Source organism: Streptomyces rubrogriseus, assembly GCF_027947575.1.
GTDB lineage: Bacteria > Actinomycetota > Actinomycetes > Streptomycetales > Streptomycetaceae > Streptomyces > Streptomyces rubrogriseus.
This window is the reverse complement of record NZ_CP116256.1, coordinates 2,157,605-2,183,627: the sequence shown is the minus strand read 5'-3', so window position 1 is coordinate 2,183,627 and position 26,023 is coordinate 2,157,605. Positions and strand designations below refer to the sequence as shown.

24 protein-coding genes and 1 tRNA gene are annotated in these 26,023 nt (G+C 72.5%); 9 read left to right on the top strand and 16 right to left on the bottom strand.

All coding sequences use genetic code 11. From position 1 onward, the window contains the following. Positions 1 to 4 precede the first annotated feature (4 nt). From Sru02f_RS09575 to Sru02f_RS09535, 9 genes are all read right to left on the bottom strand, one after another. A complete protein-coding gene (locus Sru02f_RS09575; protein ID WP_109031999.1) occupies positions 5 to 1,573 on the bottom strand; it encodes a glycoside hydrolase family 43 protein in 1,569 nt (522 codons plus the stop codon). Further along, entirely contained in the window at positions 1,570 to 2,415 is an 846-nt protein-coding gene (locus tag Sru02f_RS09570; protein ID WP_109031998.1) for a DUF6807 domain-containing protein, read from the bottom strand. Before Sru02f_RS09570 ends, Sru02f_RS09575 begins: the two co-directional genes overlap by 4 nt. Further along, entirely contained in the window at positions 2,412 to 3,569 is a 1,158-nt protein-coding gene (locus Sru02f_RS09565) for a Gfo/Idh/MocA family protein (protein WP_109031997.1), read from the bottom strand. Before Sru02f_RS09565 ends, Sru02f_RS09570 begins: the two co-directional genes overlap by 4 nt. Next, positions 3,566 to 4,462 carry a carbohydrate ABC transporter permease gene (locus Sru02f_RS09560; RefSeq protein ID WP_109031996.1) on the bottom strand — a complete coding sequence of 299 codons (897 nt, stop codon included), beginning with the start codon at positions 4,460 to 4,462 and terminating at the stop codon, positions 3,566 to 3,568. The genes Sru02f_RS09565 and Sru02f_RS09560 overlap by 4 nt, the downstream gene beginning before the upstream one ends. Beyond that, positions 4,459 to 5,394 carry a carbohydrate ABC transporter permease gene (locus Sru02f_RS09555; protein ID WP_109031995.1) on the bottom strand — a complete coding sequence of 312 codons (936 nt, stop codon included), beginning with the start codon at positions 5,392 to 5,394 and terminating at the stop codon, positions 4,459 to 4,461. The genes Sru02f_RS09560 and Sru02f_RS09555 overlap by 4 nt, the downstream gene beginning before the upstream one ends. Positions 5,395 to 5,513: 119 nt before the next feature. Next, positions 5,514 to 7,244, bottom strand: a complete 1,731-nt coding sequence (gene araD, locus Sru02f_RS09550) for an L-arabinonate dehydratase (RefSeq protein WP_109031994.1) — start codon at positions 7,242 to 7,244, stop codon at positions 5,514 to 5,516. Further along, positions 7,241 to 8,149 (bottom strand): dihydrodipicolinate synthase family protein, encoded by a 909-nt coding sequence (locus Sru02f_RS09545; protein WP_109031993.1) that lies wholly within the window; start codon positions 8,147 to 8,149, stop codon positions 7,241 to 7,243. Before Sru02f_RS09545 ends, araD begins: the two co-directional genes overlap by 4 nt. Continuing rightward, positions 8,146 to 8,814 carry a GntR family transcriptional regulator gene (locus tag Sru02f_RS09540; RefSeq protein ID WP_109031992.1) on the bottom strand — a complete coding sequence of 223 codons (669 nt, stop codon included), beginning with the start codon at positions 8,812 to 8,814 and terminating at the stop codon, positions 8,146 to 8,148. Before Sru02f_RS09540 ends, Sru02f_RS09545 begins: the two co-directional genes overlap by 4 nt. 181 nt (positions 8,815 to 8,995) lie before the next feature. After that, on the bottom strand, positions 8,996 to 9,595 hold the full coding sequence (locus Sru02f_RS09535) for a TIGR03086 family metal-binding protein (RefSeq protein WP_109031991.1): 600 nt from the start codon (positions 9,593 to 9,595) through the stop codon (positions 8,996 to 8,998). 185 nt (positions 9,596 to 9,780) lie between these two features. Here Sru02f_RS09535 and Sru02f_RS09530 point away from each other — a divergent pair, with 185 nt between their 5' ends. Then, on the top strand, positions 9,781 to 11,028 hold the full coding sequence (locus Sru02f_RS09530; protein WP_109031990.1) for an MFS transporter: 1,248 nt from the start codon (positions 9,781 to 9,783) through the stop codon (positions 11,026 to 11,028). On the opposite strand, the gene Sru02f_RS09525 is transcribed toward Sru02f_RS09530, so the two are convergent. The 3 genes from Sru02f_RS09525 to Sru02f_RS09515 form a co-directional block, all read right to left on the bottom strand. After that, on the bottom strand, positions 11,017 to 11,409 hold the full coding sequence (locus Sru02f_RS09525; RefSeq protein WP_109032112.1) for a VOC family protein: 393 nt from the start codon (positions 11,407 to 11,409) through the stop codon (positions 11,017 to 11,019). The genes Sru02f_RS09530 and Sru02f_RS09525 overlap by 12 nt on opposite strands. 79 nt (positions 11,410 to 11,488) lie before the next feature. After that, the gene (locus Sru02f_RS09520) at positions 11,489 to 12,661 is read right to left on the bottom strand and encodes a hypothetical protein (RefSeq protein WP_109031989.1); all 1,173 of its coding nucleotides are present in this window, start codon (positions 12,659 to 12,661) and stop codon (positions 11,489 to 11,491) included. After that, positions 12,658 to 13,608: a 5-dehydro-4-deoxyglucarate dehydratase gene (locus Sru02f_RS09515; RefSeq protein WP_109031988.1), complete on the bottom strand. Its 951-nt coding sequence runs from the start codon at positions 13,606 to 13,608 to the stop codon at positions 12,658 to 12,660. Before Sru02f_RS09515 ends, Sru02f_RS09520 begins: the two co-directional genes overlap by 4 nt. Positions 13,609 to 13,843: 235 nt before the next feature. Here Sru02f_RS09515 and Sru02f_RS09510 point away from each other — a divergent pair, with 235 nt between their 5' ends. The 8 genes from Sru02f_RS09510 (at position 13,844) to Sru02f_RS09475 (ending at position 21,670) form a co-directional block, all read left to right on the top strand. Beyond that, complete coding sequence (locus Sru02f_RS09510) at positions 13,844 to 14,653, top strand: NAD-dependent epimerase/dehydratase family protein (RefSeq protein WP_109031987.1); 810 nt, start codon at positions 13,844 to 13,846, stop codon at positions 14,651 to 14,653. A 283-nt stretch (positions 14,654 to 14,936) separates the two neighbouring features. After that, positions 14,937 to 15,713: a DeoR/GlpR family DNA-binding transcription regulator gene (locus Sru02f_RS09505; protein ID WP_109032111.1), complete on the top strand. Its 777-nt coding sequence runs from the start codon at positions 14,937 to 14,939 to the stop codon at positions 15,711 to 15,713. Between the two features lie 89 nt (positions 15,714 to 15,802). Then, entirely contained in the window at positions 15,803 to 17,173 is a 1,371-nt protein-coding gene (locus tag Sru02f_RS09500; protein ID WP_109031986.1) for an ABC transporter substrate-binding protein, read from the top strand. Then, entirely contained in the window at positions 17,170 to 18,114 is a 945-nt protein-coding gene (locus Sru02f_RS09495; RefSeq protein WP_109031985.1) for a carbohydrate ABC transporter permease, read from the top strand. Before Sru02f_RS09500 ends, Sru02f_RS09495 begins: the two co-directional genes overlap by 4 nt. Then, complete coding sequence (locus tag Sru02f_RS09490) at positions 18,111 to 18,989, top strand: carbohydrate ABC transporter permease (protein WP_109031984.1); 879 nt, start codon at positions 18,111 to 18,113, stop codon at positions 18,987 to 18,989. Before Sru02f_RS09495 ends, Sru02f_RS09490 begins: the two co-directional genes overlap by 4 nt. After that, the gene (locus Sru02f_RS09485) at positions 18,986 to 19,975 is read left to right on the top strand and encodes a zinc-dependent alcohol dehydrogenase family protein (protein WP_003976918.1); all 990 of its coding nucleotides are present in this window, start codon (positions 18,986 to 18,988) and stop codon (positions 19,973 to 19,975) included. Before Sru02f_RS09490 ends, Sru02f_RS09485 begins: the two co-directional genes overlap by 4 nt. Positions 19,976 to 20,163: 188 nt before the next feature. Further along, positions 20,164 to 20,385 carry a hypothetical protein gene (locus Sru02f_RS09480; RefSeq protein ID WP_109031983.1) on the top strand — a complete coding sequence of 74 codons (222 nt, stop codon included), beginning with the start codon at positions 20,164 to 20,166 and terminating at the stop codon, positions 20,383 to 20,385. A gap of 85 nt (positions 20,386 to 20,470) precedes the next feature. Further along, positions 20,471 to 21,670 carry a TerD family protein gene (locus Sru02f_RS09475; RefSeq protein WP_109031982.1) on the top strand — a complete coding sequence of 400 codons (1,200 nt, stop codon included), beginning with the start codon at positions 20,471 to 20,473 and terminating at the stop codon, positions 21,668 to 21,670. 40 nt (positions 21,671 to 21,710) lie between these two features. Here Sru02f_RS09475 and Sru02f_RS09470 read toward each other — a convergent pair whose 3' ends face one another. The 4 genes from Sru02f_RS09470 to Sru02f_RS09455 all read right to left on the bottom strand — a co-directional run bounded on the left by Sru02f_RS09470 (position 21,711) and on the right by Sru02f_RS09455 (position 25,908). Beyond that, a complete protein-coding gene (locus tag Sru02f_RS09470; protein WP_174855076.1) occupies positions 21,711 to 22,301 on the bottom strand; it encodes a TetR/AcrR family transcriptional regulator in 591 nt (196 codons plus the stop codon). A 37-nt stretch (positions 22,302 to 22,338) separates the two neighbouring features. Continuing rightward, the gene (locus Sru02f_RS09465; protein WP_109031980.1) at positions 22,339 to 23,940 is read right to left on the bottom strand and encodes a TROVE domain-containing protein; all 1,602 of its coding nucleotides are present in this window, start codon (positions 23,938 to 23,940) and stop codon (positions 22,339 to 22,341) included. Positions 23,941 to 24,320: 380 nt separating this feature from the next. Then, positions 24,321 to 24,446 (bottom strand) — tRNA-OTHER (locus tag Sru02f_RS09460). Further along, positions 24,439 to 25,908, bottom strand: coding sequence for a PhoX family protein (locus Sru02f_RS09455; RefSeq protein ID WP_109031979.1), 1,470 nt, complete (start codon positions 25,906 to 25,908; stop codon positions 24,439 to 24,441). The genes Sru02f_RS09460 and Sru02f_RS09455 overlap by 8 nt, the downstream gene beginning before the upstream one ends. Positions 25,909 to 26,023 lie beyond the last annotated feature (115 nt).

Sequence of the window (26,023 nt, the reverse complement as noted above, 5' to 3'; positions counted from 1 at the left end):
GGGTTCAGTGGGGCCCGACGCGGAACCGCGTGAAGGTGGCGGTGCCGGCGGGTCCCTGGCCGGCGGGCGCGAGGGCGAACAGGCCGAGCAGTGCGCCGACCCAGCGCCAGGGGGTGGCGGCGAACTCCCGGCCGACGGCGACGGGGTGAGGGCCGTCGCCCGGATCGCCGTCGCCGCCGTCACCGTCGCCGAGGTCGTACGAGAAGCGGCAGCGCGCCCCCGGCACCGTCTCGATCCGCAGCCGGGCCCGTCCCCCGGGTGCGGGGCGGGGCCGGTCGGCGTCCCGCTCGGCCTCGGCCACGGACTCGGCGAAGCGGTGCACCAGGTGCACCGTCCCGTCGGCGTCCCGCTGGAGCCCGATCCAGCGGTAGGCGTCGCCGAGCACCACGAGCCCGGCCCGCGCCCCGGGTTCCTCGCTGTCCAGGCGCAGCTCGACCTCGATCACCGAGGGCTCGCCGGGGAAGCGCTGGGTCAGGACGCTCGGCAGCAGGCGCAGGTCGTGCGCGTCGGCCGAGCGGACGCAGGCGAGGCGCAGCCCGTCCCCGGCGTGCTGGGTGGCCCAGCCGGCCCGGGGATTGGCCGTCCACGACCACTGGCGGCCGAACCGCCCGCCGGGGAAGTCGTCGTCGGTCGCGGGTGCGGCGGGCGGCTGCGGCGGCAGCGCGGGACGCCGGTGCTCGGCGACCGGGGCGCCCTCGTCCCCCAGGACCGGCCAGCCGTCCGGGCCCCACCGCATCGGCTGGAGGTGGACCACCCTCCCGTACGCGCCGCGCTGCTGGAAGTGCAGGAACCAGTCCTCGCCGGACGCCGTACGCACCCAGCCGCCCTGGTGGGGGCCGTTGACGTCGGTGTCCCTCTGTTCCAGGACGACCTTCTCCTCGTACGGCCCGAAGAACTCGCGGGAGCGGAAGGCGCCCTGCCAGCCGGTCTCCACCGATCCGGCGGGGGCGAGGATCCAGTACCAGCCGTCGTGCCGGTAGAGCTTCGGGCCCTCCAGGGTGAACCAGCCGGGGAGCCGGTCGGCGTCGACGATCACCTCGCCCTCGTCGAGCAGCCCGGTGCCGTCGGGGCGCATGCGGTGGCCGGTGAGGCGGTTCTTGATCCCGGAGCGGGAGCGGGCCCAGGCGTGCACGAGGTACGCCTCGCCGCTCTCCTCGTCCCACAGCGGGCAGGCGTCGATCAGGCCCTTGCCCGCCTTGACCAGGTGGGGCGCGGTCCACGGGCCCCGGATGTCGGGGGCGTTGACCTGGAAGACGCCCTGGTCCGGGTCGCCCCAGAAGATCCAGAAGCGGCCCGTGTGGTGGCGCAGGGCCGGCGCCCAGACGCCGCAGTCGTGGCGGGGCCGGGCGAACTCCCGCTCGGGCTCCAGGCGCTCCAGGGCGTGCCCGACCAGGGTCCAGTGGACCAGGTCGCGGGAGTGCAGGAGCGGCAGGCCGGGGACGCGGCCGAAACTGGAGGCGGTCAGGTAGAAGTCGTCGCCGACGCGGACGACGTCCGGATCGGACCAGTCGGCGTTCAGGACGGGGTTGGTGTACGTCCCCGGAGTCCCGGGGACGGTCTCGACGGCGGTCACGGGCCCACCGCCTTGCGTACCAGGGCGGCGGCGCCGTCGGCGTCGAGGCGGCCGTCGGCGACGACGGTGACGATCCGCCGGACCAGGGTGTCGCCCGGGGCGACGGTCACCCGGTCGTCGTGGGCCAGCGATGAGCCGACGCCCGGGTACTCCTCGGTGCGCACGAACCACGGGTCGCGCCGGGTGCGTTCGGTGGCTCCGGCGAACACCAGCGACCAGGTCTCCCCGGTCAGCGCGAGCCAGTCGGCGCTGCGGCCGTGCACCTCCCGTTCGCCCTCCCGGTCGGCGGTGAGGACCCCGGGCGGCGCGCTCTCCTTGCGGGCGCGCCAGAAGAAGCCGCCGTACGCGGCGCCGGGGCGCCCGTTGGTGGCGGGGCTGCCGAGGGTGAGCGGGTCCGGGGTGACGTTGGTGAGGGAGAAGGTGAAGTCCAGCGCCCAGGCGGTGCCCGTGAGTTCGGTGGCCGCGACCGTACGGCGCTCGCGCAGCAGTTCGGCGCCGGCGGCGACCCAGCGCAGCTCCTCGACGAACCCGTCGGGGTCGCGGAGCTGGAAGGCGGTGTGCCGCTGGGTGCCGTGGTTGTCCAGCTCGGTCGGCCCCCGACCCCGGACGTAGGTGCGCCCGCCCCAGAAGTTGTGCCCCTCGACGTCGGGAACGGCGACACCGACGCCGAGGTGATGGAGGTGGTCGGCGGGGCTGAACTCGGTCACGGCCGTGCCGGCCAGGGTGGTGACGGGGTGCAGGTAGGGGCGCGGCGAGAGCCGGTGGGGCAGCTCGGGCCGGGTGACGTAGCGGGCGACGGGGCGGCCCGCCACGCGCAGCACCGGGGAGTCGTTGCCGGTCATCGGGTGCTCACCTCGTGTCGCGGGTGCTCGGTGCGCGGCGCCCAGGGCGCGCCCAGTTCGGAGTAGAGGGAGAGGGTGTCGGCGGCGGCGGCCACGAGGCCGTCGATGCCGGGGACCACGCGGCGCCGTTCGCCGGGGACGCGTCGCCAGGCGGCCTCGGGCAGCGGCTCCGGGTCGGGGGCCCGGCGGATCGCCTCGACGACCCGCATGAAGGCGCCCGTCTCGTCCGGCGGGACCAGCAGCGGGGCGCCGGTGGTCAGGTGGTCGACCAGGTTCTCCAGCAGGTCGGTGCGGTCGTGGTGGAACTCCTCGGGGCCGTGGCCGCCGCGCTGGAGCAGGACCCGGTCCTGCTTGTACCAGAAGGTGACGCGGCCGCTGGAGCCGTGCACCAGGACGTACGGCTCGGCGGCCCGCTCCGCGCACAGGGTCGCGGCGACGGTGACGCGGTGCCCTCGCGCGGTGCCGATCCGCACGCAGGAGGTGTCGTCGGCCTCGATGTCGTTGGCGTGGCTCAGCTCGGTCTCGATGCCGGTGACGTCCTCGGCGCGGGCGGTGCCGCCGAGCGCGAGGGCGGTGGCGACGGCGTGTGCCAGCGGGTTGGTCAGCGCGCCGTCGATTACGTCGGCGCCGTTCAGCCGCCGCCTGCCCGACCAGGGCGCCCGGCGGAAGTAGGCCTCGTCGCGCACCCACGCCCCGGCGCCGCCGATGCCCACGACCTCGCCGATCGCGCCCCGGGCGACCAGCTCGCGGATGGCCGGCACGGCGTGCGAGCCCAGCGACTGGAACCCGACCTGGCAGGCGACACCGGCCTCGGCGACCCCGTCGGCCATGCGCCGGAACTCGGCGTACGACGGTGCCGGGGGCTTCTCGAGGAGCAGGTGCACGCCTCGGCGGGCGGCGGTCAGCGCGAGGTCGGTGTGGGTGGGGATCGGCGTGCAGATCACGGCGATCCGGGCGCCGGTGGAGTCGAGCAGGGCGCCGAAGTCGGCGGACTGCTCGGGGAGTTCGCCCTCGGCCTCCTGTTCGGTCAGCGGGGTCAGTTCGCAGATGCCGGCCAGCCGGACCAGTCCCGCCCGCTCCAGGCGGCGGATGTTGGCGACGTGCCAGCGGCCGTGGCCGCGGGCGCCGGCGAGGACGACGGGGACCCGGCTCATCCCTTCACCGCCCCCGCGCTGAAGCCGGTGATCAGCCACTTCTGGATGAAGGCGAAGACGATCACGACGGGGACGGCCGCGACGATGCCGCCGGCGGCCAGCGCGCCGAGGTCGACGCTGTCCGCGCTCATCAGGGAGTTGAGGCCGACCGGGATGGTCTGCTTGCTCTGGTTGTTGAGGAACATCAGGGCGAACAGGAAGTGGTTCCAGGAGTGCACGAAGGCGAAGGAGCCCACCGCGATCAGTCCCGGCCGCAGCAGGGGCAGTACGACGATCCGGAAGGCCCGGAACCGGCCGCAGCCGTCGACCCAGGCGGCCTCCTCCAGGGAGTACGGCACGTTCTTGATGAAGTTGCTGATCAGGATGATCGACAGGGGCAGCTGGAAGACCGTCTCGGCGATGATGACGCTGCCCAGCGAGTTGATCATCTGGAGTCCGGCGAAGATCTCGAACAGCGGCACGAGCAGCAGCGCGCCGGGCACGAACTGGGAGCAGAGCAGGGCGAGCATGAAGCCGCGCTTGATCCTGAAGTCGAACCGGGCGAGGGCGTAGCCTCCGGCCAGGGCGACGAGCGTGGTCATCACCAGGGTCGCGAGCCCGACGTACACGCTGTTGGTGAAGTAGGTGCCGAAGCCGCGGTCGGTCCACACCTTCTCGAAGTGCTCGGTGGTCATCGGCCAGGGCACGAGCGAGGTCGACCCGGTCGGGCGCAGCGCGAAGAGCAGGATCCAGTAGAACGGGATCAGGGTGAAGACCAGGTAGATCCCGAGCGGCAGGTAGATCTGCCAGCGGGGCACCTCGTCCCAGGCCGGGCGCTTCTTGCCGGGCCGCGCCGCGGCGGGGGCGACCGGCGCGGGGGCGGGGGCGGCCGCGGGGGCCTCTTTGGTGATCACTTGTTCTCGCCTCCGAACTTGCTCAGCCGCAGGTAGACGATCGAGCAGAAGAGCAGGATCACGAACGCGACCGTGGTGAGGGCCGACGCGTAGCCGAAGTCGTGGGCGTCGACGCTGGTGTTGGCGATGTACAGGGGCAACGTCGTGGTCTCGCCCGCGGGTCCGCCGCCGGTCAGGGTGTAGAGCAGGTCGACGTTGTTGAACTCCCACACCGCGCGCAGCAGGGTGGACAGGATGATGGCGTCCTTCAGGTGCGGCAGCGTGATGTGCCAGAACTGCTTGAGCCGGCTCGCCCCGTCGACCTCGGCGGCCTCGTACAGGTCCTTCGAGACGGACTGGAGGTCGGCGAGGATGAGGATCGCGAAGAAGGGCACGCCGCGCCAGAGGTCGGCGACCACCGCCGCGGAGAAGACCGTCGAGGTGTCGGAGAGCCAGCTGGTGCCGTACGAGCCGATGCCCATGTCCGCGAGGTAGCGGGTGACGCCGGTCTGGGAGTTGTAGAGCAGCACCCAGATCGCGGAGGTCAGGACGCCGGAGACGGCCCACGGGGAGAAGACCATGGCCCGCCCGATGCCCCGGCCCACGAAGGTCTGGTTGACGATGAGCGCCAGCGCCAGTCCGAAGAGCAGTTGCAGTCCGACCTCGACGAAGACCCACTTGGCGCTGAAGACGAGGGTGTCCCAGAACACCGGGTCCTCGGTGAAGATCTTGACGAAGTTGTCGAAGCCCGCGAAGCCGTTGCGCCACGGCTTGGTGGGGTTGTACTCCTGAAGGCTGTAGTAGAAGACGCTGATGACCGGGTAGGCGATGAAGCCCAGCATCAGCAGGGCGGCCGGTCCGATCAGCAGGTAGGGGAGCCTGCGCGGCGTGGCCGAGGCACGGCGCCGCCGGGGTGGCGCGGGCGGTTTCGCCACGGCTGCGGCTTGGGCCATGACAGTTCTCCGTTCAGTTACGTCTACGTCGTGCGAGGGTCGGACAGGAAGCGCTTTCTCGGCGGGCAGGACTGTGCGGAGGCGGTTCGGGTCGTACGGGGTTCTGCCGGAGCAGGCGCTCAGCCGGCGTACGGGTCCTGCACCTTGCCCGGGCGGGCCAGGAACTCGAAGTCGCAGCCGGTGTCGGCCTGGGTGATCTGTTCGTTGTAGAGCGCGCCGTAACCGCGCTCGTAGCGGGCGGGCGGCGGTGTCCAGGCGGCCCTGCGCCGCTCCAGCTCCTCGTCGTCCACGTTCAGCCGGAGGGAGCGCCCCCCGACGTCGAGGGTGATGGAGTCGCCGGTGCGCACCAGGGCGAGCGGTCCGCCGACGTACGACTCGGGGGCCACGTGCAGCACACACGCGCCGTAACTGGTGCCGCTCATCCGGGCGTCGGAGATCCGGACCATGTCCCGCACGCCCTGCTTGAGCAGGTGGTCGGGGATGGGCAGCATGCCGTACTCGGGCATGCCCGGCCCGCCCTTGGGCCCGGCGTTGCGGAGCACCAGCACGCTGTCGGCGGTGATGCCCAGCTCCGGGTCGTTGATGGTGCGCTGCATGGTCTTGTAGTCGTCGAAGACGACGGCGGGTCCGGTGTGCTTGAGCAGGTGCGGCTCGGCGGCGATGTGCTTGATGACGGCGCCGTCCGGGCAGAGGTTGCCGCGCAGTACGGCGACCCCGCCCTCGCTCGCGACCGGGTTGTCGCGGGGCCTGATGACGTCGTCGTGGTGGACGAGGGCGCCGTCCAGCTGCTCGCGCAGGGTGTCGTGCGCGACCGTGGGCCGGTCCAGGTGGAGCAGGTCGGTGATGCGGGAGAGGAAGCCGGGCAGGCCGCCGGCGAAGTGGAAGTCCTCCATCAGGTAGGTCTGTCCGCCGGGGCGGACGTTGGCCAGCACCGGGACGGTGCGGGCGATGCGGTCGAAGTCGTCGAGGGTGAGGGTGACGCCCGCGCGGCCCGCCATGGCGATCAGGTGGATCACGGCGTTGGTGGAGCCGCCGAGCCCGAGCACGGTGGTGACGGCGTCCTCGAAGGCGTCGGCGGTGAGGATGTCGCTCAGTCTCCGGTCCCGGTGGACCAGTTCGACGACGCGCAGTCCGGCCGCTGCGGCCATCCGGTCGTGCCCGGAGTCGACGGCCGGGATGCTGGAGGCCCCGGGGACCGTGACGCCGAGGGCCTCGGCGGCGGCGGTCAGGGTGGAGGCGGTGCCCATCGTCATGCAGTGGCCGGGCGAGCGGGCCAGGCCGCTCTCCAGTTCCTGCATCTCGCAGTCGCCGATGAGGCCGGCCCGCTTGTCGTCCCAGTACTTCCACATGTCGGTGCCGGAGCCGAGGGTCTGGCCGCGCCAGTGCCCGGGGAGCATGGGCCCGGCGGGGACGAAGACCGCGGGCAGGTCCACCGTGGCGGCGCCCATGAGCAGGGCGGGCGTGGACTTGTCGCAGCCGCCCATCAGCACGGCGCCGTCGACCGGGTAGGAGCGCAGCAGCTCCTCGGTCTCCATGGCGAGGAGGTTGCGGTAGAGCATGGGGGTCGGCTTCTGGAAGGTCTCGCTGAGTGTCGAGACCGGGAATTCGAGGGGGAAGCCGCCCGCCTGCCACACGCCCCGCTTGACGGCCTGGGCCCGGTCGCGCAGGTGGACGTGGCAGGGGTTGATGTCGGACCAGGTGTTGAGGATGGCGATGACGGGCTTGCCGAGGTGCTCCTCGGGCAGGTAGCCGAGCTGGCGGGTGCGGGCGCGGTGGCTGAAGGAGCGCAGGCCGTCGGTGCCGTACCACTGGTGGCTGCGCAGCTCCTCCGGGGACTTCCTGGGGGTCATATGGACCACCCCGCGGCGATGGCGGCGACCTCGGCGCGTTCGCTCTCGGGCAGCGGCTTGCTCGGCGGGCGGACCTCCCGGCGGCACAGGCCCAGCGAGGCGAGGGCCTCCTTGACCACGGTGACGTTGTTGGCGGAGCCGTTGGCGGCGCGCAGTTCCTCGAAGCGGCGGATCTGCTCCCAGACCTTCATGGCGGCCGGGTAGTCGCCGGATCGAAGCGCTTCGATCATGTTCAGCGAGACGGCCGGGGCGACGTTCACCAGCCCCGAGGTGAAGCCGGTGGCGCCCGCGGAGAAGTACGAGGGGGCGTAGGGCTCGGCGAGCCCCGCGACCCAGACGAACCGGTCGAGGCCGGCGTCGCGGGCGAACGCGGCGAACTTGGAGGCGTCCGGGACGGCGTACTTCACGCCGATCACGTTGGGGCAGGCGTCGGCGAGGTCGGCGAGGCGGGCCCCGGTGAGCTGGGCGTTGCGGATGTAGGGGACGACGCCCAGCTCGGGCACGGCCTCGGCGATGGCGCGGTGGTAGTCGACCCAGCCGCCCTGGGAGACGTAGGGGTGGACGGGCTGGTGGACCATCACCATGGAGGCGCCCAGGTCGCGGGCGTGCCGGGCGGAGGCGACCGCGGTCGGCACGTCGTGGCCGACGCCGACCAGGATGTCCGCGCGCTCGCCGCTCTCCTCGATCGTCAGCTCGGTGACGAGGCGGCGCTCGGCGGGGTCCAGGGCGTAGAACTCGCCGGTGTTGCCGTTGGGGGTGAGGGTCGTGATGCCACCGTCGAGGAGACGACGCAGCAGGGCCCGGTAGGTGGCGGGGTCGACGGTGCCGTCCTCGGCGAACGGGGTCACCGGGATCGCCACCACGTCGGCCAGGGCCGCCCGCTGGGTCTCGAACGTCGCTGTCATGCCTGACCGTCCTCTTCCTGGGCCGCGTTCCCCGCTTCGGGGAAGGCCCGCTCGACGAAGGACGCGATGTGAGCGTGCAGGGCGCGGGCCGCGCCGTCCGCGTCACCGGCGAGGGCGAGGCGCAGGATCTCCTGGTGCTCGCCGGCCTCCCGCTCCCAGGAGGGGTCGGCGGCCCAGGCGACCGCGGAGACCAGGGCCGCCTGGTCGCGGACCTCGTCGAGCATCCGGCCGAGCAGCGGGTTGCCGCACGGCACGTACAGGGCGCGGTGGAACTCGCGGTTGGCCAGCGACCGTTCGGCCGTGTCCGTGGCCCGGTCGGCCCGGGCGAGGGCCTCGCGGGCGGCGTCCAGGGAGGCCTCCCGGCGCACGGCGCGCCGGAGCGCCTCGGGCTCCAGGAGGAGCCGGACGTCGTAGACCTCGCGCGCCATGTCCGCGTCCACCATGCGCACGGTGACGCCCTTGTACTGGCTCATCACGACCAGTCCGGTACCGGCCAGCGTCTTGAGCGCCTCGCGCACCGGTGTCTTGGACACCCCGAACTGTGCGGCGAGGTCGGTCTCGACCAGGGCCTGGCCGGGCGTCAGCCGGCCGGTGAGGATGCGGCGTTTGATCTCCTCCAGCACGTACTGCGTGCGGGAGGGGATCGGCGTGGGCACAGAGGTCATGCGCGCCTCTCGGAATCTCGCGTCGGATGCGCGGACAGATCTCGGACATCAGATCTCGCGTATCGCGTCTCATATATGACGTACGGAGTACGACGCGTTGAAGGTAAGAGGGGCGCGCGGCCACGTCAATGCTTCTGACAAAGGAAGTTGTGCGGGGGTGTCCTCCTGCGTCAGGCGTGCGTCAGACGGTGCGGGTCCAGCCCGGGTCGCGCCCGCTCAGCCCCACCGCGCGCTCCAGCAGCGGTGCGTCCGCGGGGACGGCGACGACCGGTCCGAACATGCCCTGGTCGCGCTCGGACTCCTCGGCGGCGGCGGCGAGCAGGCCGTGTGCCGCCCGCAGCGCGGCCGCGTCGGGGGTGTACTCCTGGCCGGTCGCGCGGGCCAGGTCCCAGCCGTGGATGACCAGTTCGTCGGCGACGACGGCACCGGCGACCTCGCCGGGCAGGTCGATGCCGCCGGCCCGGGTCATGCCGGTCCACGCCCCGGGGTCGCGCCACGCCTCGGCGAGTTCGCCGAGTGCGGCCGCGAGCTCCTCGCGCCAGCCGGGCCCGACGTCCGGCACGGCCGCCTCGGGGCTGGTGTTCGTGGTGGGCCCCAGGTCCTTGCGCGCGGCGTCGCGGAAGGCGACGGCGAGACCGGTCAGGTGGCCGAGCAGGTTGCGCACCGCCAGACCGGGGCAGGGCGTCGGGTCCGCGAGCCGGTCCTCGCGCACGCCGTCGGCGAGGCGGGTGAGGACCCGCGTCTGCGGTCCCAGGTCGAGGGTGGTGGTCTCGGCGGTCATCGGCTGCTCCTCGGGATGTGCGTGGCCGGTTCTCTCGGAAGGTGGACCGGTCGCACCCGCGAAACTCATCGGCCGCCGCGGCGAGAGGGCGCGCATGGCGTCGCGCGGCGGACGGGAATTTCAGACAGGCCCTAGGGCACCTGCCCGATGCCCGCTGCCGGGCCTTAGGCCCAGGCTGACCGGGTATGACGACGGCAAGAACGAAGCATTCCGCGGGCCGGGACGGACACCGGCCCCTCGTCCGCGTCCTGCGCGACCGCGACGCGGCCCTCTGTCTCGGCGGGGTGGTGGTGTCCGGCTTCGGCACCTCGGCGCTGTGGCTGGCGGCCGGTGTGTGGGTGAAGGACCTCACCGGATCGGACGGGCTCGCGGCCCTGTGCATGCTCGCGATGTGGGCGCCGACGCTCGTGGGTCCGGCGCTGGGCACCCTGACGGACCGCGTCCGCCGCAGACCGCTGCTGATCGCCACCGGGCTGCTGATGTCCGGCCTGCTGCTCACGCTCTTCGCCGTGGACTCGCGGGAGGAACTGTGGCTGGTCTACGCAGTGCTCCTCGTGTACGGCGCGTCGGGCGTCGTCCACGACGCGGCCGAGTCGGCGCTGATGGCCGCCGCCGTCGACCCCGGGCTGCTCGGCGACTTCAACGGCCTGCGTCTGACCGCCAACGAGGGCATGAAGCTGGTGGCGCCGCTGGCCGGGGCGGGGCTGTACGCGGCGTACGGCGGACCGGCCGTGGCGCTGCTGGACGCGGCCACGTTCGTGCTGGCCACCGGCGTCTACGCCGCCCTGCGGGTCCGCGAGGCGCCCCCGGTCCGCCCCGCGGGGAACTGGCGGCGGCACACGGCCGAGGGCGCCCGGTACCTGTGGGGACACCCCACGCTGCGCCCGCTCGTCCTCGCGGGCGGCGTCACGATGCTGTGCGCGGGCGTCAACGGCGCCACCGCGTACGCCGTCGTCGGCGCCCTCGGCCACTCCCCCGCGTACGCAGGCGCGCTGTACGCCGTCCAGGGCGCCGGGTCGGTGGTGGCGGGCCTGCTCGCCGGACCGGCCGTCCGGCGCCTGGGCGGACGGCGCTTCGCCGCCGTGGGCATCGCGCTGTTCGCGGTGGCCGTGGCGGTGCGTGCGGCACCGTACGACGCGGTCGCCCTCGCCACCAGTGCGGCCGTCGGCGCGGGGTTGCCCGCGGTGCTGATCGCCGCCCTGACCGCCGTCCAGCACGAGACGCCGGGGCCGCTGCTCGGCCGGGTCGCGGCGACGGCCAACTCCCTGGTCTTCGCCCCGAACGTGCTCGGCCTGGCCGCGGGCGCGGCCCTGGTGGAGCCGGCCGGCCTGTGGCCGCTGCTGCCGGTCGTGGGGGCGGTGCTGCTGGGCACGGCGGCCGTACTGGCGGCGACGCGGCGGCCGGACGGCCGGGAGACGCCGTCAGCCGCGTAGGGCCGACCACTCCTGGAGTTCGACGAGGTTTCCCGCCGGATCCACGAGGTGGGCGACCCGCATGCGGTCCGTCATCGGGGCGGGGCCGTGGACGAGCTCGGCGCCCCGCGCGGTGATCTCCTCGCAGTAACGGTCCAGGTCGTCGACCCGCAGGACGACGAGGGACCGGTGGCCGGCCGGTTCGTCGGCGAGTCCGCCCAGCACCCGGGCCATCTGCGCGCGGTCCTGGAGCGCGATGCCCGCGGCACCGCCGTCGGGAGTGAACTTCGCGTACGGGCCGTCCTCCGACTCGAACTGCGGCTTCAGTCCCAGGACGTCCCGGTAGTAGCGGTAGCAGCCGGGGAAGTCCGTCACCAGGAGGCGGACCTGGGCGAGTTCCACGGGCATCCCCTTCCGGAGCGCGACGAGGGCTTGCGGGGTCGGTCGGTGAACGACCGGCCCCGACACCGTCGTCCGCACCCTACGCGAAGGCCCCGAGCCCCGCCCGCACCTCCTCCAGGTCCCCGTCCGACGCCAACCCCGCGTGGTACAGCCGCAGTTCCGTCGCGCCCAGGTCACGGGCGCGGGCGGCGTCCGCGGCGAGGGTGCGGGGGCTGCCGCCCATGCCCGAGACCACCGTGAGGTTGGCGGCGAGGACGGCACCGTCGACGGCCTGTTCGGCGAACGGCGTCAGCAGGCTCGGGCCGCCCGTGCAGGGGACGACCACGCCGTCCGCGACGGAGAGGATGTGGGCGGGGTCGACACCGGCGTTGGCGCCGCAGTGGAAGGAGAGCGGGTCGGCGTGCAGCAGGACCTGGAAGCCGTCGGGCGCGGCGGCGCGGACCGCGGAGACCGCCGCCTCCTGGAGCGTGCGGGCCCGGTCGTCCCGCCACGCACGCGTGGCGTTCGCGGGCGCCGCGCCGAGGAGCTTCTCGACGCCCGCCCAGCCCCCGTCCGAGGGCGCCGCACCCCGCCACACCGGCTCCAGCGCGGTCCGCACGGCGGCGGCGAGCGCGTCGACGTCGAGGCCCTGGCCGCCGTACCCCGCCCTGCAGTCGGGGCAGAAGCACAGCGACATCAGGTACTGCCCGGCGTCCCCGAGGGGCACCCCGGCGGTCTTGTCGTGGGCGTGCAGGTGGGCGAGCCCGTACCAGCCCAGCGACTCCAGTTCGGTGCCGCGCGCCCCGGGCCGTACCGCCGCCTCTGCGGCCAGGTCGGTGAGGTACGCGCGCGTGGCGGGCTGCGCGATGCAGGGCGCCCAGGGGTAGCGGTCGCCGTAGGCGTTGACGACGGAGGTGTGCGGGTGCTCCGCGCCGAGGCGGGAGCTGTGGGCGAGGACGACCCAGGTGTGCACCTGAAGGCCCGCCTCCGCGAGGGCGGCGGCGGCCTCCCCGTACGCGTCGCCGGGCGCCCAGTCGCCGGACTCGTACGGGTGGAGTGTGCGGCCCTGCCAGCGGGCGCCGTCCGGCGGGTAGAGGACGGCGGCGTGCTCGGCGGTGACGACACGGTGGCGCGGGTGGCGCGGGGTGAGGGCGCGGGTGGAGTGGTAGGCGGCGGCGAGGGTCACCTGCGCCACGCCGAGGTCCGCGACGCGCGCGGGGGCTTCCGGGTCGCCGTTGACGTCCCAGGGGTAGACGAACGCCGAGGCCTTCACCGGCCGGCTCCTTCCTCGACCAGCGCCTGCCCCCGCTCGATGATCCGGGCGAGCTGCTTCACGTGCTCCTCGGTCGGCTCCTGCAACGGCGTCCGCACCTCTCCCACGTCCAGGCCGCGCAGCCGCACGCCCGCCTTGACCAGGGCCACGGCGTATCCGCGGCCCCGGGCGCGCAGCTCGACGAACGGCCGGTAGAAGCCGTCCAGCAGACGGTGCACGGTGGTGTCGTCGCCCTCGCGCAGCGCCCGGTGGAAGGCGCCGGCGATCTCGGGGGCGAAACAGAACACGGCGGAGGAGTACAGGGGGACGCCCAGGGCGCGGTAGGAGAGCTGGGTCTGTTCGGCGGTCGGGAGCCCGTTGAAGTACAGGAACTCCTCGCCCGGCAGCTCCGTGCGCACCGCGCTGACGATGCGCTGCATCAGGTCGAGGTCGCCGAGCCCGTCCTTGAGGCCGACGACGCCGTCCGTGCGGGCCAGTTCGACGACGCTCTCCGGGGTGAACACGGCGTTGTCGCGCTGGTAGACGATCACGGGCAGCGGGGTCGCGGCCGCCACCTCCCGGTAGTGCCGCACCAGCCCCTCCTGCCCGGCGAGCACCAGGTAGGGCGGCATGGCGAGCAGCCCGTCGGCCCCGGCCTCCTCGGCGAGGCGGGCGTAGCGCACGGCGAGGGCGGTGCCGTAGCCCGCGCCCGCGAGGACGGGCACCCGGCCCGCGCTCTCCTCGACGGCCGCGCGGACACAGGCCGCGAACTCCTCGGGCGTGAGGGCGTGGAACTCGCCGGTGCCGCAGCAGGCGAAGACGGCGGCGGCACCGGCCTCGACCCCGCGGCGCACATGGGTGCGGTAGACGTCGAGGTCGAGTCCGCCGTCGGGTCCGTACGCCGTGACGGGGAAGAACAGCGGGCCGCTGGGCGCGGTGAGCCGGGCGACGAGAGGGGCTGAGGTCACGGGCGCTCCCCATTCCAGGTGCAGGGTCGATTCACGGACGTCATCATATTCATGACCCACGTCTACATTTCTGAACGCGACCACGCTAAGCCGCCCCGCGAACACCGTCAAGCAGGCGCCCTCTTGACGCCTGACCACCTGCTCCTTAGCGTGTCCACACATCTGAACGTGAGGCACACACCGGCACGCATGTGCACGCCTGCCGCTTCCACAGACCGACCTAGGAGTCCCGAGGATGCCCGCTCCCCGCACCGTCCTGCTCACCGGCGCCGCCGGCGGCCTCGGCACCCTGATGCGGGAACTGCTCCCCGGCCACGGCTACGAGCTGCGCCTGCTCGACCTGCTCCCGGTCGAGGGCGAGCCGGACGCGATCGTCGCCGACCTCGCCGACCGGGACGCCCTGCGCGAGGCGGTCCGGGGCGTCGACGCGATCATCCACCTCGCGGGCATCTCCCTGGAAGCCTCTTTCGACAAGATCCTCGCGGCGAACATCGAGGGCACGTACAACCTGTACGAGGCCGCCCGCGAGGAGGGCGTCGGCCGCATCGTCTTCGCCTCCTCCAACCACGCCGTCGGCTACACCCCCCGGCCGCAGGGCGACGACCCCCTCATCCCCGTCGACACGCCACGCCGCCCGGACACCTTCTACGGCCTGTCCAAGTGCTTCGGCGAGGACCTCGCCCAGCTCTACTGGGACAAGCACGGCATCGAGACCGTCTCCGTCCGCATCGGCTCCTGCTTCCCCGAGCCGACCAGCGTGCGCATGCTCTCGGTGTGGATGAGCCCCGCGGACGGCGCCCGCCTCTTCCACGCGGCACTCACCGCCGAGAACGTGGGGCACACCGTCGTCCACGGCTCCTCGGCCAACACCCGCCTGTGGTGGGACCTGACCTCCGCGCGGGCGCTCGGTTACGAGCCGCAGGACGACTCCGAGCCGTACGCCGACAAGCTCGTCGCCGAACAGGGCGAACTCGACCCCGGCGACCCGGCGCACGCCCGCCTGGGCGGCCACTTCGTGACCGACCCCCCGATCTGGCCGTACTGACCGGAAGACGACCACGCGAGAACCACGGAAGAAGCGGACGGGCACCGAACGGGCCCGTCCGCTTCCTTATGCGGGCATCCGCGCTGCCCGTTCTCACCCCGCCCCGCGCCGAACCCCAGGTCCGAGACGGGCACCCGGCACGGCAAACGGGCACACCCGGGCAGTATCGGGTCCGCAACAGGCCTGGTCAGTGCCGCGCGGCCGCTGTAGAACTTCCCCCAAGGGCCATCCGGGCCCGAACGGGCAACCACACGGCGACGAGGCGGTGAGGCAGGTGTTCGGCATGAGCACGGGGACGAGGACGACGGAAGAACGCCGGCACGAGATCGTGCGGGTCGCCCGCGCCACCGGCTCGGTCGACGTCACCGCGCTCGCCGCCGAACTGGGCGTCGCCAAGGAGACCGTACGACGCGACCTGCGCGCCCTGGAGGACCACGGCCTGGTCCGCCGCACCCACGGTGGCGCCTACCCGGTGGAGAGCGCCGGTTTCGAGACCACGCTCGCCTTCCGCGCCACCAGCCACGTGCCCGAGAAGCGCCGGATCGCGTCCGCCGCCGCCGAACTGCTCGGCGACGCCGAGACGGTCTTCGTCGACGAGGGCTTCACCCCCCAGCTCATCGCCGAGGCCCTGCCCCGGGACCGGCCGCTGACCGTGGTCACCGCGTCCCTGCCGGTGGCGGGCGCGCTGGCCGAGGCGGGCGACACCTCCGTCCTGCTGCTCGGCGGCCGGGTCCGCTCGGGCACCCTGGCCACCGTCGACCACTGGACCACGAAGATGCTGGCCGGCTTCGTCATCGACCTGGCGTACATCGGCGCCAACGGCATCTCCCGGGAGCACGGTCTCACCACCCCCGACCCCGCGGTCAGCGAGGTCAAGGCGCAGGCCATCCGGGCCGCCCGCCGCACGGTGTTCGCCGGCGCGCACACCAAGTTCGGGGCGGTGAGCTTCTGCCGGTTCGCGGAGGTCGGCGCCCTGGAGGCCATCGTCACCAGCACGCTGCTGCCCTCGGCCGAGGCCCACCGCTACTCCCTGCTCGGCCCCCAGATCATCCGCGTCTGAGAACCACCCGCCCCCGTCCCGCACGGCACACCCACACCTTCCACTGCCCTTTACCTCCCCATACCTCCCCATACGTTCAGGAGCGATCCATGCGAACCCAGAGCCGACGGAGGCCGCGAGCCACACTCGCCATGGCCGCCGCAGGGACGCTGCTCGCCCCGCTGCTCACCGGCTGCTGGGTCGGGGCGGGCGGCGCCGGTTCCGGCGGCAACGCCATCAACGTCCTGATGGTCAACAACCCGCAGATGGTCGAGTTGCAGAAGCTCACCGCCGGCCACTTCACCAAGGAGACCGGCATCAAGGTGAACTTCACCGTCCTGCCGGAGAACGACGTCCGCGACAAGATCAGCCAGGACTTCGCCAACCAGGCCGGCCAGTACGACGCCGCCACCCTCTCCAACTACGAGATACCGATCTACGCCCGCAACGACTGGCTGCACGAGATGGACTCCTACGTCGCCAAGGACCCCGCCTACGACGAGCAGGACGTCCTCGGCCCGATGCGCGAGTCCCTCACCGCCGACGACGGCAAGCTCTACGGCCAGCCCTTCTACGGCGAGTCCTCCTTCCTGATGTACCGCAAGGACCTGTTCGCCAAGGCGGGCCTGACCATGCCCGAGCACCCCACCTGGACCCAGGTGGCCGGCTTCGCCGAGAAGCTCGACGGGTCGGAGCCCGGCATGAAGGGCATCTGTCTGCGCGGGCTGCCCGGCTGGGGCGAGCTGATGGCACCCCTGACGACGGTCGTGAACACCTTCGGCGGCACCTGGTTCGACCAGGACTGGCAGGCCCGGCTCGACTCCCCCGAGTGGGAGAAGGCGACGAAGTTCTATGTCGACCTGGTCCGCGAGCACGGCGAGTCCGGCGCCGCCCAGTCCGGCTTCGCCGAGTGCCTGAACAACATGACGCAGGGCAAGGTCGCCATGTGGTACGACGCCACCTCCGCGGCCGGCTCCCTGGACGCCGCCGACTCCCCGGTCAAGGGCAAGATCGGCTACGCGCCCGCGCCGGTGGAGAAGACGGACTCCTCCGGCTGGCTCTACACCTGGGCCTGGGGCATCCAGAAGGCCTCCCGCAACTCCGACAAGGCCTGGAAGTTCGTCTCCTGGGCGTCCAGCAAGGAGTACGAGCAGCTGGTCGGCGACGAGATCGGCTGGTCCAACGTCCCGGCCGGCAAGCGCGCCTCGACGTACCAGAACCCGGCCTACGTCAAGGAGGCCGCCGCCTTCCAGGAGATGACCAGGAAGGCCATCGAGGGCGCCAGGCCCAAGGACCCCGGCGTGCAGCCGCGGCCCGCCCCCGGCATCCAGTTCGTCGGCATCCCCGAGTTCACCGACCTCGGTACCAAGGTCTCCCAGGAGATCAGCGCGGCCATCGCCGGACGCCAGTCCGTCGAGGAGGCCCTGAAGAAGTCCCAGCAGCTCGCCGAGCAGATCTCCGAGGAGTACGAGGGACGATGACCGCCACGACCACGGCCCCCTCGGCCGCACCCGAGCACCCCCGCCCCGCCGTCCGCCCGCCGTCCAACCGGCTGCGCGCCTGGGCCACCCGCGCCCCGCTCCTCCCCGCCCTGATCTTCATGGTCGTGGTCACCCAACTGCCCTTCGTGGCGACCCTGGTGATTTCCTTCTTCGACTGGAACGCCCTCTACCCGGACGCCCGCAGCTTCACCGGCTTCGCCAACTACGGCGACGTCCTCAGCGACCCCGCCCTGCGCAAGTCGGTGTGGACGACCATCCTGCTCACCGTGGCGGTCGTCCTGGTCAGCCTGGTCCTCGGCCTGGCCCTCGCCCTGCTCCTCGACCGGAGGTTCAAGGGGCGCGGCGTGGTCCGCACCCTGCTGATCGCCCCGTTCCTGGTGGTCCCGGTGGCGGCAGCCCTGCTCTGGAAACACGTCCTCTACAACCCCGAGTACGGCCTGCTCAACGGCCTGCTGCACTACGTCGGCGGACCCCAGCCGGACTGGATCTCCAACACCCCGCTGCTCGCGGTCGAGGCATCGCTGGTGTGGCAGTGGACGCCGTTCATGATGCTCATCCTGCTGGCCGGACTGCAGAGCCGGGACCAGCAGCAGATCGAGGCCGCCCGGGTGGACGGCGCGGGCGACTGGCAGATCTTCGTCCACCTCACCCTGCCCCACCTGCGCCGCTACCTCGAACTCGGCGCCCTGCTCGGCTCGATCTACATCGTCCAGAACTTCGACGCCGTCTTCACCATCACCTCCGGCGGCCTGGGCACGGCCAACCTGCCCTACACCGTCTACCAGAGCTTCTACCAGGCCCACGAGAACGGCCTCGCCTCGGCCGCGGGCGTCCTGGTCGTCATCGGCTCGATCATCATCGCCACCTTCGCGCTGCGCGTGGTGTCGTCCCTGTTCCGCGAGGAGGTCGGCCGCGCATGAGCGCCACCGCCGTACGCCCCGTCGTCACCGACGCCAAGCCGCCCGTACGCACCCGCCGCAGGGCCGGTGCCGGCCTGGGCCTGGTGGCCTGGCTGGTCGGCATCGTCTTCTTCCTGCCCATCGCCTGGATGGCGCTGACCTCCTTCCACTCTGAGTCGGACGCGGCCACCAACCCGCCCTCCTTCGCCGCCTCGCTGACGCTGGACGGCTACCGCGAGTTCTTCGGCGCGGGCGGCGGCGCCAGCCCCTGGCCCGCCCTGATCAACTCGGCGGTCGCGTCGATCGCCTCGACCCTCTTCGTCCTGGTCCTGGCCCTGCCCGCCGCCTACGCCCTGTCCATCCGCCCGGTGAAGAAGTGGACGGACGTCCTGTTCTTCTTCCTCTCCACCAAGATGCTGCCGGTGGTGGCGGGCCTGCTGCCGATCTACCTGTTCGCCAAGAACACCGACATGCTGGACAACATCTGGCTGCTGGTCATCCTCTACACCTCGATGAACCTGCCGATCGCGGTCTGGATGATGCAGTCCTTCCTGGCCGAGGTCCCGGTCGCGATCATCGAGGCGGCCCGGGTGGACGGCGCGAAACTGCCCACCATCCTGGTCCGCGTGGTGGCCCCCATCGCCCTGCCGGGCATCGCCGCGACGTCCCTGATCTGCTTCATCTTCAGCTGGAACGAGTTGCTCTTCGCCCGGGTCCTGACGGGCGTGGTCGCCGAGACCGCCCCCGTCTTCCTGACCGGCTTCATCACCAGCCAGGGCCTCTTCCTGGCCAAGGTGTGCGCCGCGTCGCTCGTCATCTCCCTGCCGGTGCTCGCCGCGGGGTTCGCCGCCCAGGACAAACTGGTCCAGGGCCTGTCGTTGGGAGCCGTGAAATGAAGGCCGCCGTCATCGAGTCCGTGGGCCGCGCCGTCGTCACCGAGGTCCCCGACCCGACGCCAGGGCCGCGCGAGGTCGTCGTCGAGGTCGCCGCCTGCGGCCTGTGCGGCACCGACCTGCACATCCTCCAGGGCGAGTTCGCGCCCAAGCTGCCGATCGTGCCGGGTCACGAGTTCGCGGGCGCGGTGGTCGGCGTCGGCGCCCAGGTCACCGAGGTGGCGGTCGGCGACCAGGTCGCGGTCGACCCCTCCCTCTACTGCTACGAGTGCCGCTACTGCCGCACCGGCCACAACAACCTCTGCGAACGCTGGGCGGCCATCGGCGTGACGACGGCGGGCGGCGCGGCCCAGTACGCGGTGGCGCCGGTCGCGAACTGCGTGAAGCTCCCCGAGCACGTCCGCACCCAGGACGCGGCCCTGATCGAACCGCTCTCCTGCGCCGTGCGCGGCTACGACGTCCTCCAGTCCCGCCTCGGCGCCCACGTCCTGATCTACGGCTCCGGCACGATGGGCCTGATGATGCTGGAGCTGGCCAAGCGCACCGGCGCGGCCAGCGTCGACATGGTCGACCTCAACCCGGCCCGCCTGGAAACGGCCCGCGGCCTCGGCGTCTCGGCCTCGGCCGCGACCCCCGACGAGCTGGACCGCCCCCAGGGCTGGGACCTGGTCATCGACGCCACGGGCAACGCGGCGGCGATCCAGGACGGCCTGGACCGCGTCGCCAAGGCCGGCACCTTCCTCCAGTTCGGCGTCGCCGACTACGCGACGCGCGTGCAGATCGACCCGTACCGCATCTACAACCAGGAGATCACCATCACGGGCTCGATGGCGGTCCTCCACAGCTACGAGCGCGCGGCGGAGCTGTTCGCGAACGGCGTCCTCGACCCGGACGTCTTCATCAGCGACCGCATCGAACTGGCCCGCTATCCCCAGGCCCTGGAGCAGTTCGCGGCGGGCGTGGGCCGCAAGATCGTGGTCGTGCCGTAGGACTGTCCAGCCAACGCCCGGCACCCCCAGCCCGTTGGGGGTGCCCCCTCTGGGGGAGTTTGAGGACGAGGCCGTCCAGGCCGAAAGGCGGGGGTCTGGGGGCGGCAGCCCCCAGGGACGGGAATGGGAGGGGCGGCGGGGGCGAAATCCACTGGGCCGCCCCCACCACCGCCTCCTACCATCCCGCCATGCCCAAACCGAACGGCTTCGCCTACACCGCCACCGCGTCCGGCACCGTCCACATCACCCACCACAACCACCCCGCCACCACCCTCAACGGCTCCCGAGCCGCCCGCTTCCTCGAAGAGGTCACCTCCGGCGACCCCCAGCTGGTCATGGCCCGCTGGACCGGCAACTACAGGCACGGCAACGAACGCACGGCCCGCAACCACCCCCGAAACCGCCGCTGACCGGGCGGAACACGGCCCTGACCCGATTGGCCGCCGGGTAAGGGAACGGTAAAACGCCCTCGCTCGTTCACCCGGCATGACAGCTATGACCCCCGGCTCGAACATCCCCCTCTCCGCCGCCCGCGTGACGGTGGACGTCGCCGCTCCCGTGCGGCTCGACGTATCGGGCCTGCTGCTCACCGCCGACGGCAAGGTGCGCTCCGACGACGACTTCATCTTCTACAACCAGCCCACCGGCCAGGGTGTGACCTACCGCTCCGGCGGCGGCACCGCCCCGGACGCGATCGTGGTGGACACCGCCGCCGTCCCGCCGGGCATCGAGAAGATCGTCGTCACCGCCAGCCCGGACGCCGCCGGCCAGACCTTCCAGGGCATCGAGCCGACCGCCACCATCCGCAACGCGGACGACAACTCCGTGCTCGCCAGCTTCACGCCCCCGCAGCTCGGCACCGAGACCGCCCTCGTGATCGTCGAGGTCTACCTGCGCAACGGCGCCTGGAAGGCCCGCGCGGTCGGCCAGGGCTACTCCAACGGCCTCGCCGGCATCGCCACCGACTTCGGCGTCACGGTGGAGGAACCGGCCGCCCCGGCGACCCCGCCGCAGCCCCAGGCGGTCACGCCCCCGCCGCCCCCCGCGGCCGCGCCCACGATGCCCGCCGCTCCGCCCGCCCCGCCCGCCGCACCGCCGGCCCCCGCCCCGGGCACCGGCAAGATCAACCTCGACAAGGGCCGGGTCAGCCTCCAGAAGAACCAGACCGTCTCCCTGGTCAAGGGCGGCCGGCCGGTGCTCTCGCAGGTGAAGATGGGCCTCGGCTGGGAGCCGGCGTACCGCGGCAAGGACATCGACCTGGACGCCTCGGTCATCGCCTACGGCCCGCAGCGCAACCACATCGACAGCTGCTACTTCGGCAAGCTCTCGATCGTGAACGGCGCGATCAAGCACTCCGGCGACAACCTCACCGGCGAGGGCGGCGGCGACGACGAGGTGATCGTCGTGGACCTGGGCCGGCTCCCGCAGGAGGTCAGCGGCCTGGTCTTCACGGTGAACTCGTTCTCGGGCCAGAAGTTCACCGAGGTCGCCAAGGCCTACTGCCGCCTCATCGACGCCGCGAGCGGCGAGGAGCTGGTCCGCTTCGACCTCACCAGCGCCGAGCCGCAGACCGGCGTGATGATGGCGAAGCTGATCCGCCAGTACTCCGGCGAGTGGGAGATGACCGCCATGGGCGACTTCGTCAAGTCCCGCACGGTCCGCGGCATGGTGAAGCCGGCCGCACAGGCGCTGTAGGCGACCGGGGCCACCTGGGGGCGCCCGGCCGCGGGCGCCCCTAGACCTGCCCCGGCCGCTGCCCCAGTCCCAGTCCCTGCCCCAGTCCTTCCATGAGCAGCGACAGGTACCGCCGTACGGCGGTGCCGTCCACCTCGTCGGCCGCCTCGGCCGCCGTCACCACGCCGTGCAGCAGTCTCAGCACCTCGACCGGCTCCACGTCCGGCCGCAGCGCGCCGGCTTCCTGCGCGCCCCGCACCAGCCGGGTCGCCGCGCCGCGCACACAGTCGCCGCACGCCGGTCCGCCGCCGGTGACGGCCGTGCCGAGCAGCGCCTTGAGGCCGCGCACCTGGAGCATCCCGACGGCCAGCTCGTCGAGCCACGCCATGAGCGCCGCGCCCGGCGGCCGGTCGGCCGCGATCACGTCGGCGCGGGCCGCGATCGCCTCCAGGCGCTCCAGGTAGGCGGCCTCCAGCAGCGCCTGGCGCGTCGGGAAGTGCCGGTAGAGGGTGCCGACGCCGACGCCGGCCCGCCGGGCGATGTCGTCCAGGGAGGCACCCTCCCCGTGTTCGGCGAAGGCTTCCGCCGCCACCGCCAGCAACCGCTCACGGTTACGCCGGGCATCCGCCCGCATGGGCCTGACCTGCGCCACAGCCCCTCCCTGCACAGCGGGCAACCTTCCGGGCACCCTACCGCGCGTGCTCGTCCCGGGCGTCCCAGGGCCAGTCGGCGTCCCGGCCGGCCTCGAGCAGCGGAACCATCCGGAACGCGGCGTCGGAGAGCCCGCCGAAGGTGTGCCGGTTCGCCCGGCCCGACGGACCGTGGCCCGCCCGGTACCCGGCGAGGTTCCAGGTGTAGACGGGCACGTGCGCCGGGACCTGCTCGGTCGGGTCGCCGTGCCTGCTGTACGCGTACTGCTCGTCGGTGACGATCAGCACCCGGTCGTGCTTCGCGTAGTGGCGCCGCACCGCCTCGGTGGTGTCGGTGCCGCCGAGGTTGCGGAACCGGCCCAGGACCTTCAGCACCGACTCGCCCTCGCGGTACGTCACGCGGTTGCTCGACGAACCGAACTCGACCAGGTCCGCGTCGGCCGCCCGCAGCGCCAGCGCCGTGCCGAAGACCGCCGCCGCGTCGGCCCGGGTCAGCTCGGAGCGGTCCGACATCCGCGAGTAGAACATCGAGCCCGACCGGTCCACGAGGACCAGCGTCCGGCCGCCCAGCGCGGGCACGTTGGCCAGCGAGTGGCCGAGCGCCTGCTCCAGCGGGTACGACCAGCGCAGCGACGGCGCGTGCCGGTACGCGGCGAGGTAGCGGAAGGGGAACTGCCGCGAGCGCGCCACCTCGGCCGGGTCGCTGATCCGCGCCGCGACCCGGGCGGCGACCTCGTCCGAGACACCGGCCTCGTCGAAGTTCCGCAGGTTGCGGACGAGCGCCATCGCTCCCATGGACGGGATCACCGCTTCCCAGGCGGCCTTGTCCATCGGCCCCTGGAGCCAGCCGGCCAGCATCTCCCACGTGATGCCCGCCGCCGCGAGCCGCTCGGCACCGTCGGGCGCCGTGACCACCGCTCGCCGCTCGGGGACGGGCAGCGCCATCAGCTCGCGGTGCGCGGTCAGGACGCGGTTCGAGGCGGGCGGCACCGCGGTGTCCGGGTGGTGCCGGCGGTCGAGGGCGTACTGGAACAGCTCGCCCTGCCACGGCTTGTCGGGGTCGGGCGCCGCGTGCACCAGGTTGAGGATGTCGCCGAAGCGGTACCCCTTGGACGCGGTGTCGTACTTCAGCAGCGACTTGCCGTGGTAGAGCCGCCGCACGGCGTCGGCGATCCCCCGTTTGACCGGCTTGGGCACGGCGCGGCCGTACGTCGCGGTCCAGTACGCGAGCAGTTCACCGGGCTCGTCGGGCCGCCGCAGGACGGAGGCGATCACCTGCCGGTTGGACGGCCCATCGGTGTCGCCGGAGTCGAGGCGGGCCTTGACGTACTCGGCGGCGCCGACGATCGAGGCGGTGCGCAGGTTGCCCTCGCCGCGCAGCCAGCCGAGCAGGCCGGCCGTCCAGGACGGGTCGGCGACGGCAAGTTCGCGCACCAGCGCGGCGAAACGGTCGTCGCGGGCGGCGCCGGACTCGTAGAAGGTCCGCTGGGACACGAAGTTGGCCACCGACAGCAGGTAGAGCTCGGAGCGCGCGTCGCGCTCGGTGCCCCGGCCGCCCTCGCAGGTGCGCAGCACGCGGCCCGTCGACGTCACGCGCGAGGTGGGCTGCGCCTTCGCGGTCCTGGTGTTGAAGCGCGCCATGGTGAATTCCCCCGAATTCTCGAAAGCTCGAAATCCCGAACATTTCCGGAGGGAGACACGGCAGTGGAAGGGTGCCCGAGGTCAGAATCGGCGACGGGACTATGCGGATGCTCTGCCGGATTGAGCTACACCGACCCGAGGTCGATGACGGGATTCGAACCCGCAACCGTCCGATCAAAGGAAGTATCCGCTGCCTGCGCACCGGGCACCCTTCGACTGCTGGGCCTCCCGAGATCAAGTGGGCGGCGGCATGGGATTCTTTTTGCAGAAGAAGTAGCCGCGGCCCGCGCACCGGGAGGTGCATGAAGTTGTGGGTGTCCAGAGTTCAGGTCGGCGGAACCGACAAGGTGCTCTAACCCCTGAGCTACACCGGCGCGTTGTGCCGGTGACGGGACTCGAACCCGTGGCCGCCCCATTATGAGTGGAAGTAGGTCCTGCCTTCGCACCTGGACGTTCATCACTCTAAAAGGGCGGCCGTCGTTCGGGCGAGCGAATTAACTACCGGCGCTTCTGGCGCTTCCAGGGTCCGGTGATGGCGAGCATGATGCCCGGCGTCTGGATGTTGGCGTAGAGGGTGCGGCCGTCGGGCGAGAAGGTGACGCCGGTGAACTCGCTGTACTCGGGCTCGTCCTCGGTGCCCAGGTTCAGTTCGTTGCGGGCGATGGGGTAGGTGCGGCCGCTGTCGGTGGCGCCGAAGAGGTGCTGGACGCCGTCGCCGTCCTCGGCGATGACCAGACCGCCGTACGGGGAGACGGTGATGTTGTCGGGGCCGTCGAAGGCGCCGTCGGCGGACGGGTCGGCGTTGACGCCGAGCAGGACCTTCAGCGTCAGGGTGCGGCGCTTGGGGTCGTAGAACCAGACCTGGCCGTCGTGCGGCCGGCCGGGGCTCTCGGCACGGGCGTAGGAGGAGACGATGTAGGCGCCGCCGTCGGCCCACCACATGCCCTCCAGCTTGCGCGCGCGGGTGACCTCGCCAATGGCGAACTGCTTGCGCACGGAGGTGGTCTTCGCGTCGCGGTCGGGGACGTCGACCCAGTCGACGCCGTAGACGGTGCCGGTCTTCGTGGCGCGGGAGAGGTCGTCGACGAACTTGCCGCCGGAGTCGAAGCACTTGAACGCCTGGAGGACCCCGGCGTCGTCGGCGAGGGCGCGCAGCCGGCCGCGGCCCTGCCGGAAGTGCTCCGGCGGGGTCCAGCGGTACAGGAGGCCGTTGGGTCCCGAGGCGTCCTCGGTGAGGTAGGCGTGGCCGCGCTTGGGGTCGATGACGACGGCCTCGTGGGCGTAGCGGCCGAGCGCCTTGACCGGCTTGGGCTCGCGGTTGGCGCGGCGGTCCTCGGGGTCGACCTCGAAGACGTAACCGTGGTCCTTGGTCATCCCCTCCTCGCCGGCCTTGTCCTCGGTCTCCTCGCAAGTCAGCCAGGTGCCCCACGGGGTGCTGCCGCCCGCGCAGTTGGTGGCGGTGCCGGCGATGCCGACCCACTCGGCGACGTGGCCGCCGCGGCGGACCTCGACGACGGTGCAGCCGCCGGCGGCGGCCGGGTCGTAGACGAGGCCCTCGGTGAGCGGCACGGGGTGCGGCCAGTCGTCGCGGTGGCCGCCGAGTTCGTGGTTGTTGACGAGGAGGGTGGTGCCGCGCGGGCCGTCGAAGGCGGCGGTGCCGTCGTGGTTGGACGGGGTGTACTCGCCGGACTCCAGCCTGGTCCGGCCGGAGTAGGTGATGATCTCGTACCGGAACCCGGCGGGCAGGGCGAGGATGCCGTCCGGGTCGGGGATCAGCGGCCCGTAGCCGACCCCGCCGTGGCCGTGGTGACCGTCGTGCCCGTGGCCGTGCTCCTCCCCCACGCTGTCGGTGTCCGTGGACGCGAGGGCGTTGGGGGCGGTGGCGAGGGCGCCGACGCTGCCCGCCAGCACGACCCCGGCGCCGGTGAGCGCGGATCGGCCGGCAAAGTCCCTGCGGGTGAGCGACATGGTGTCTCCTGTGACGGTGGGCGAGCCGTGGAGGGTGGCGGACCTCGATCCGGCGACACGGTTCCGTCCGCGCCTGAACGGGGATCCCGCCGGCGCCTGAACGGGAGTTGAACTG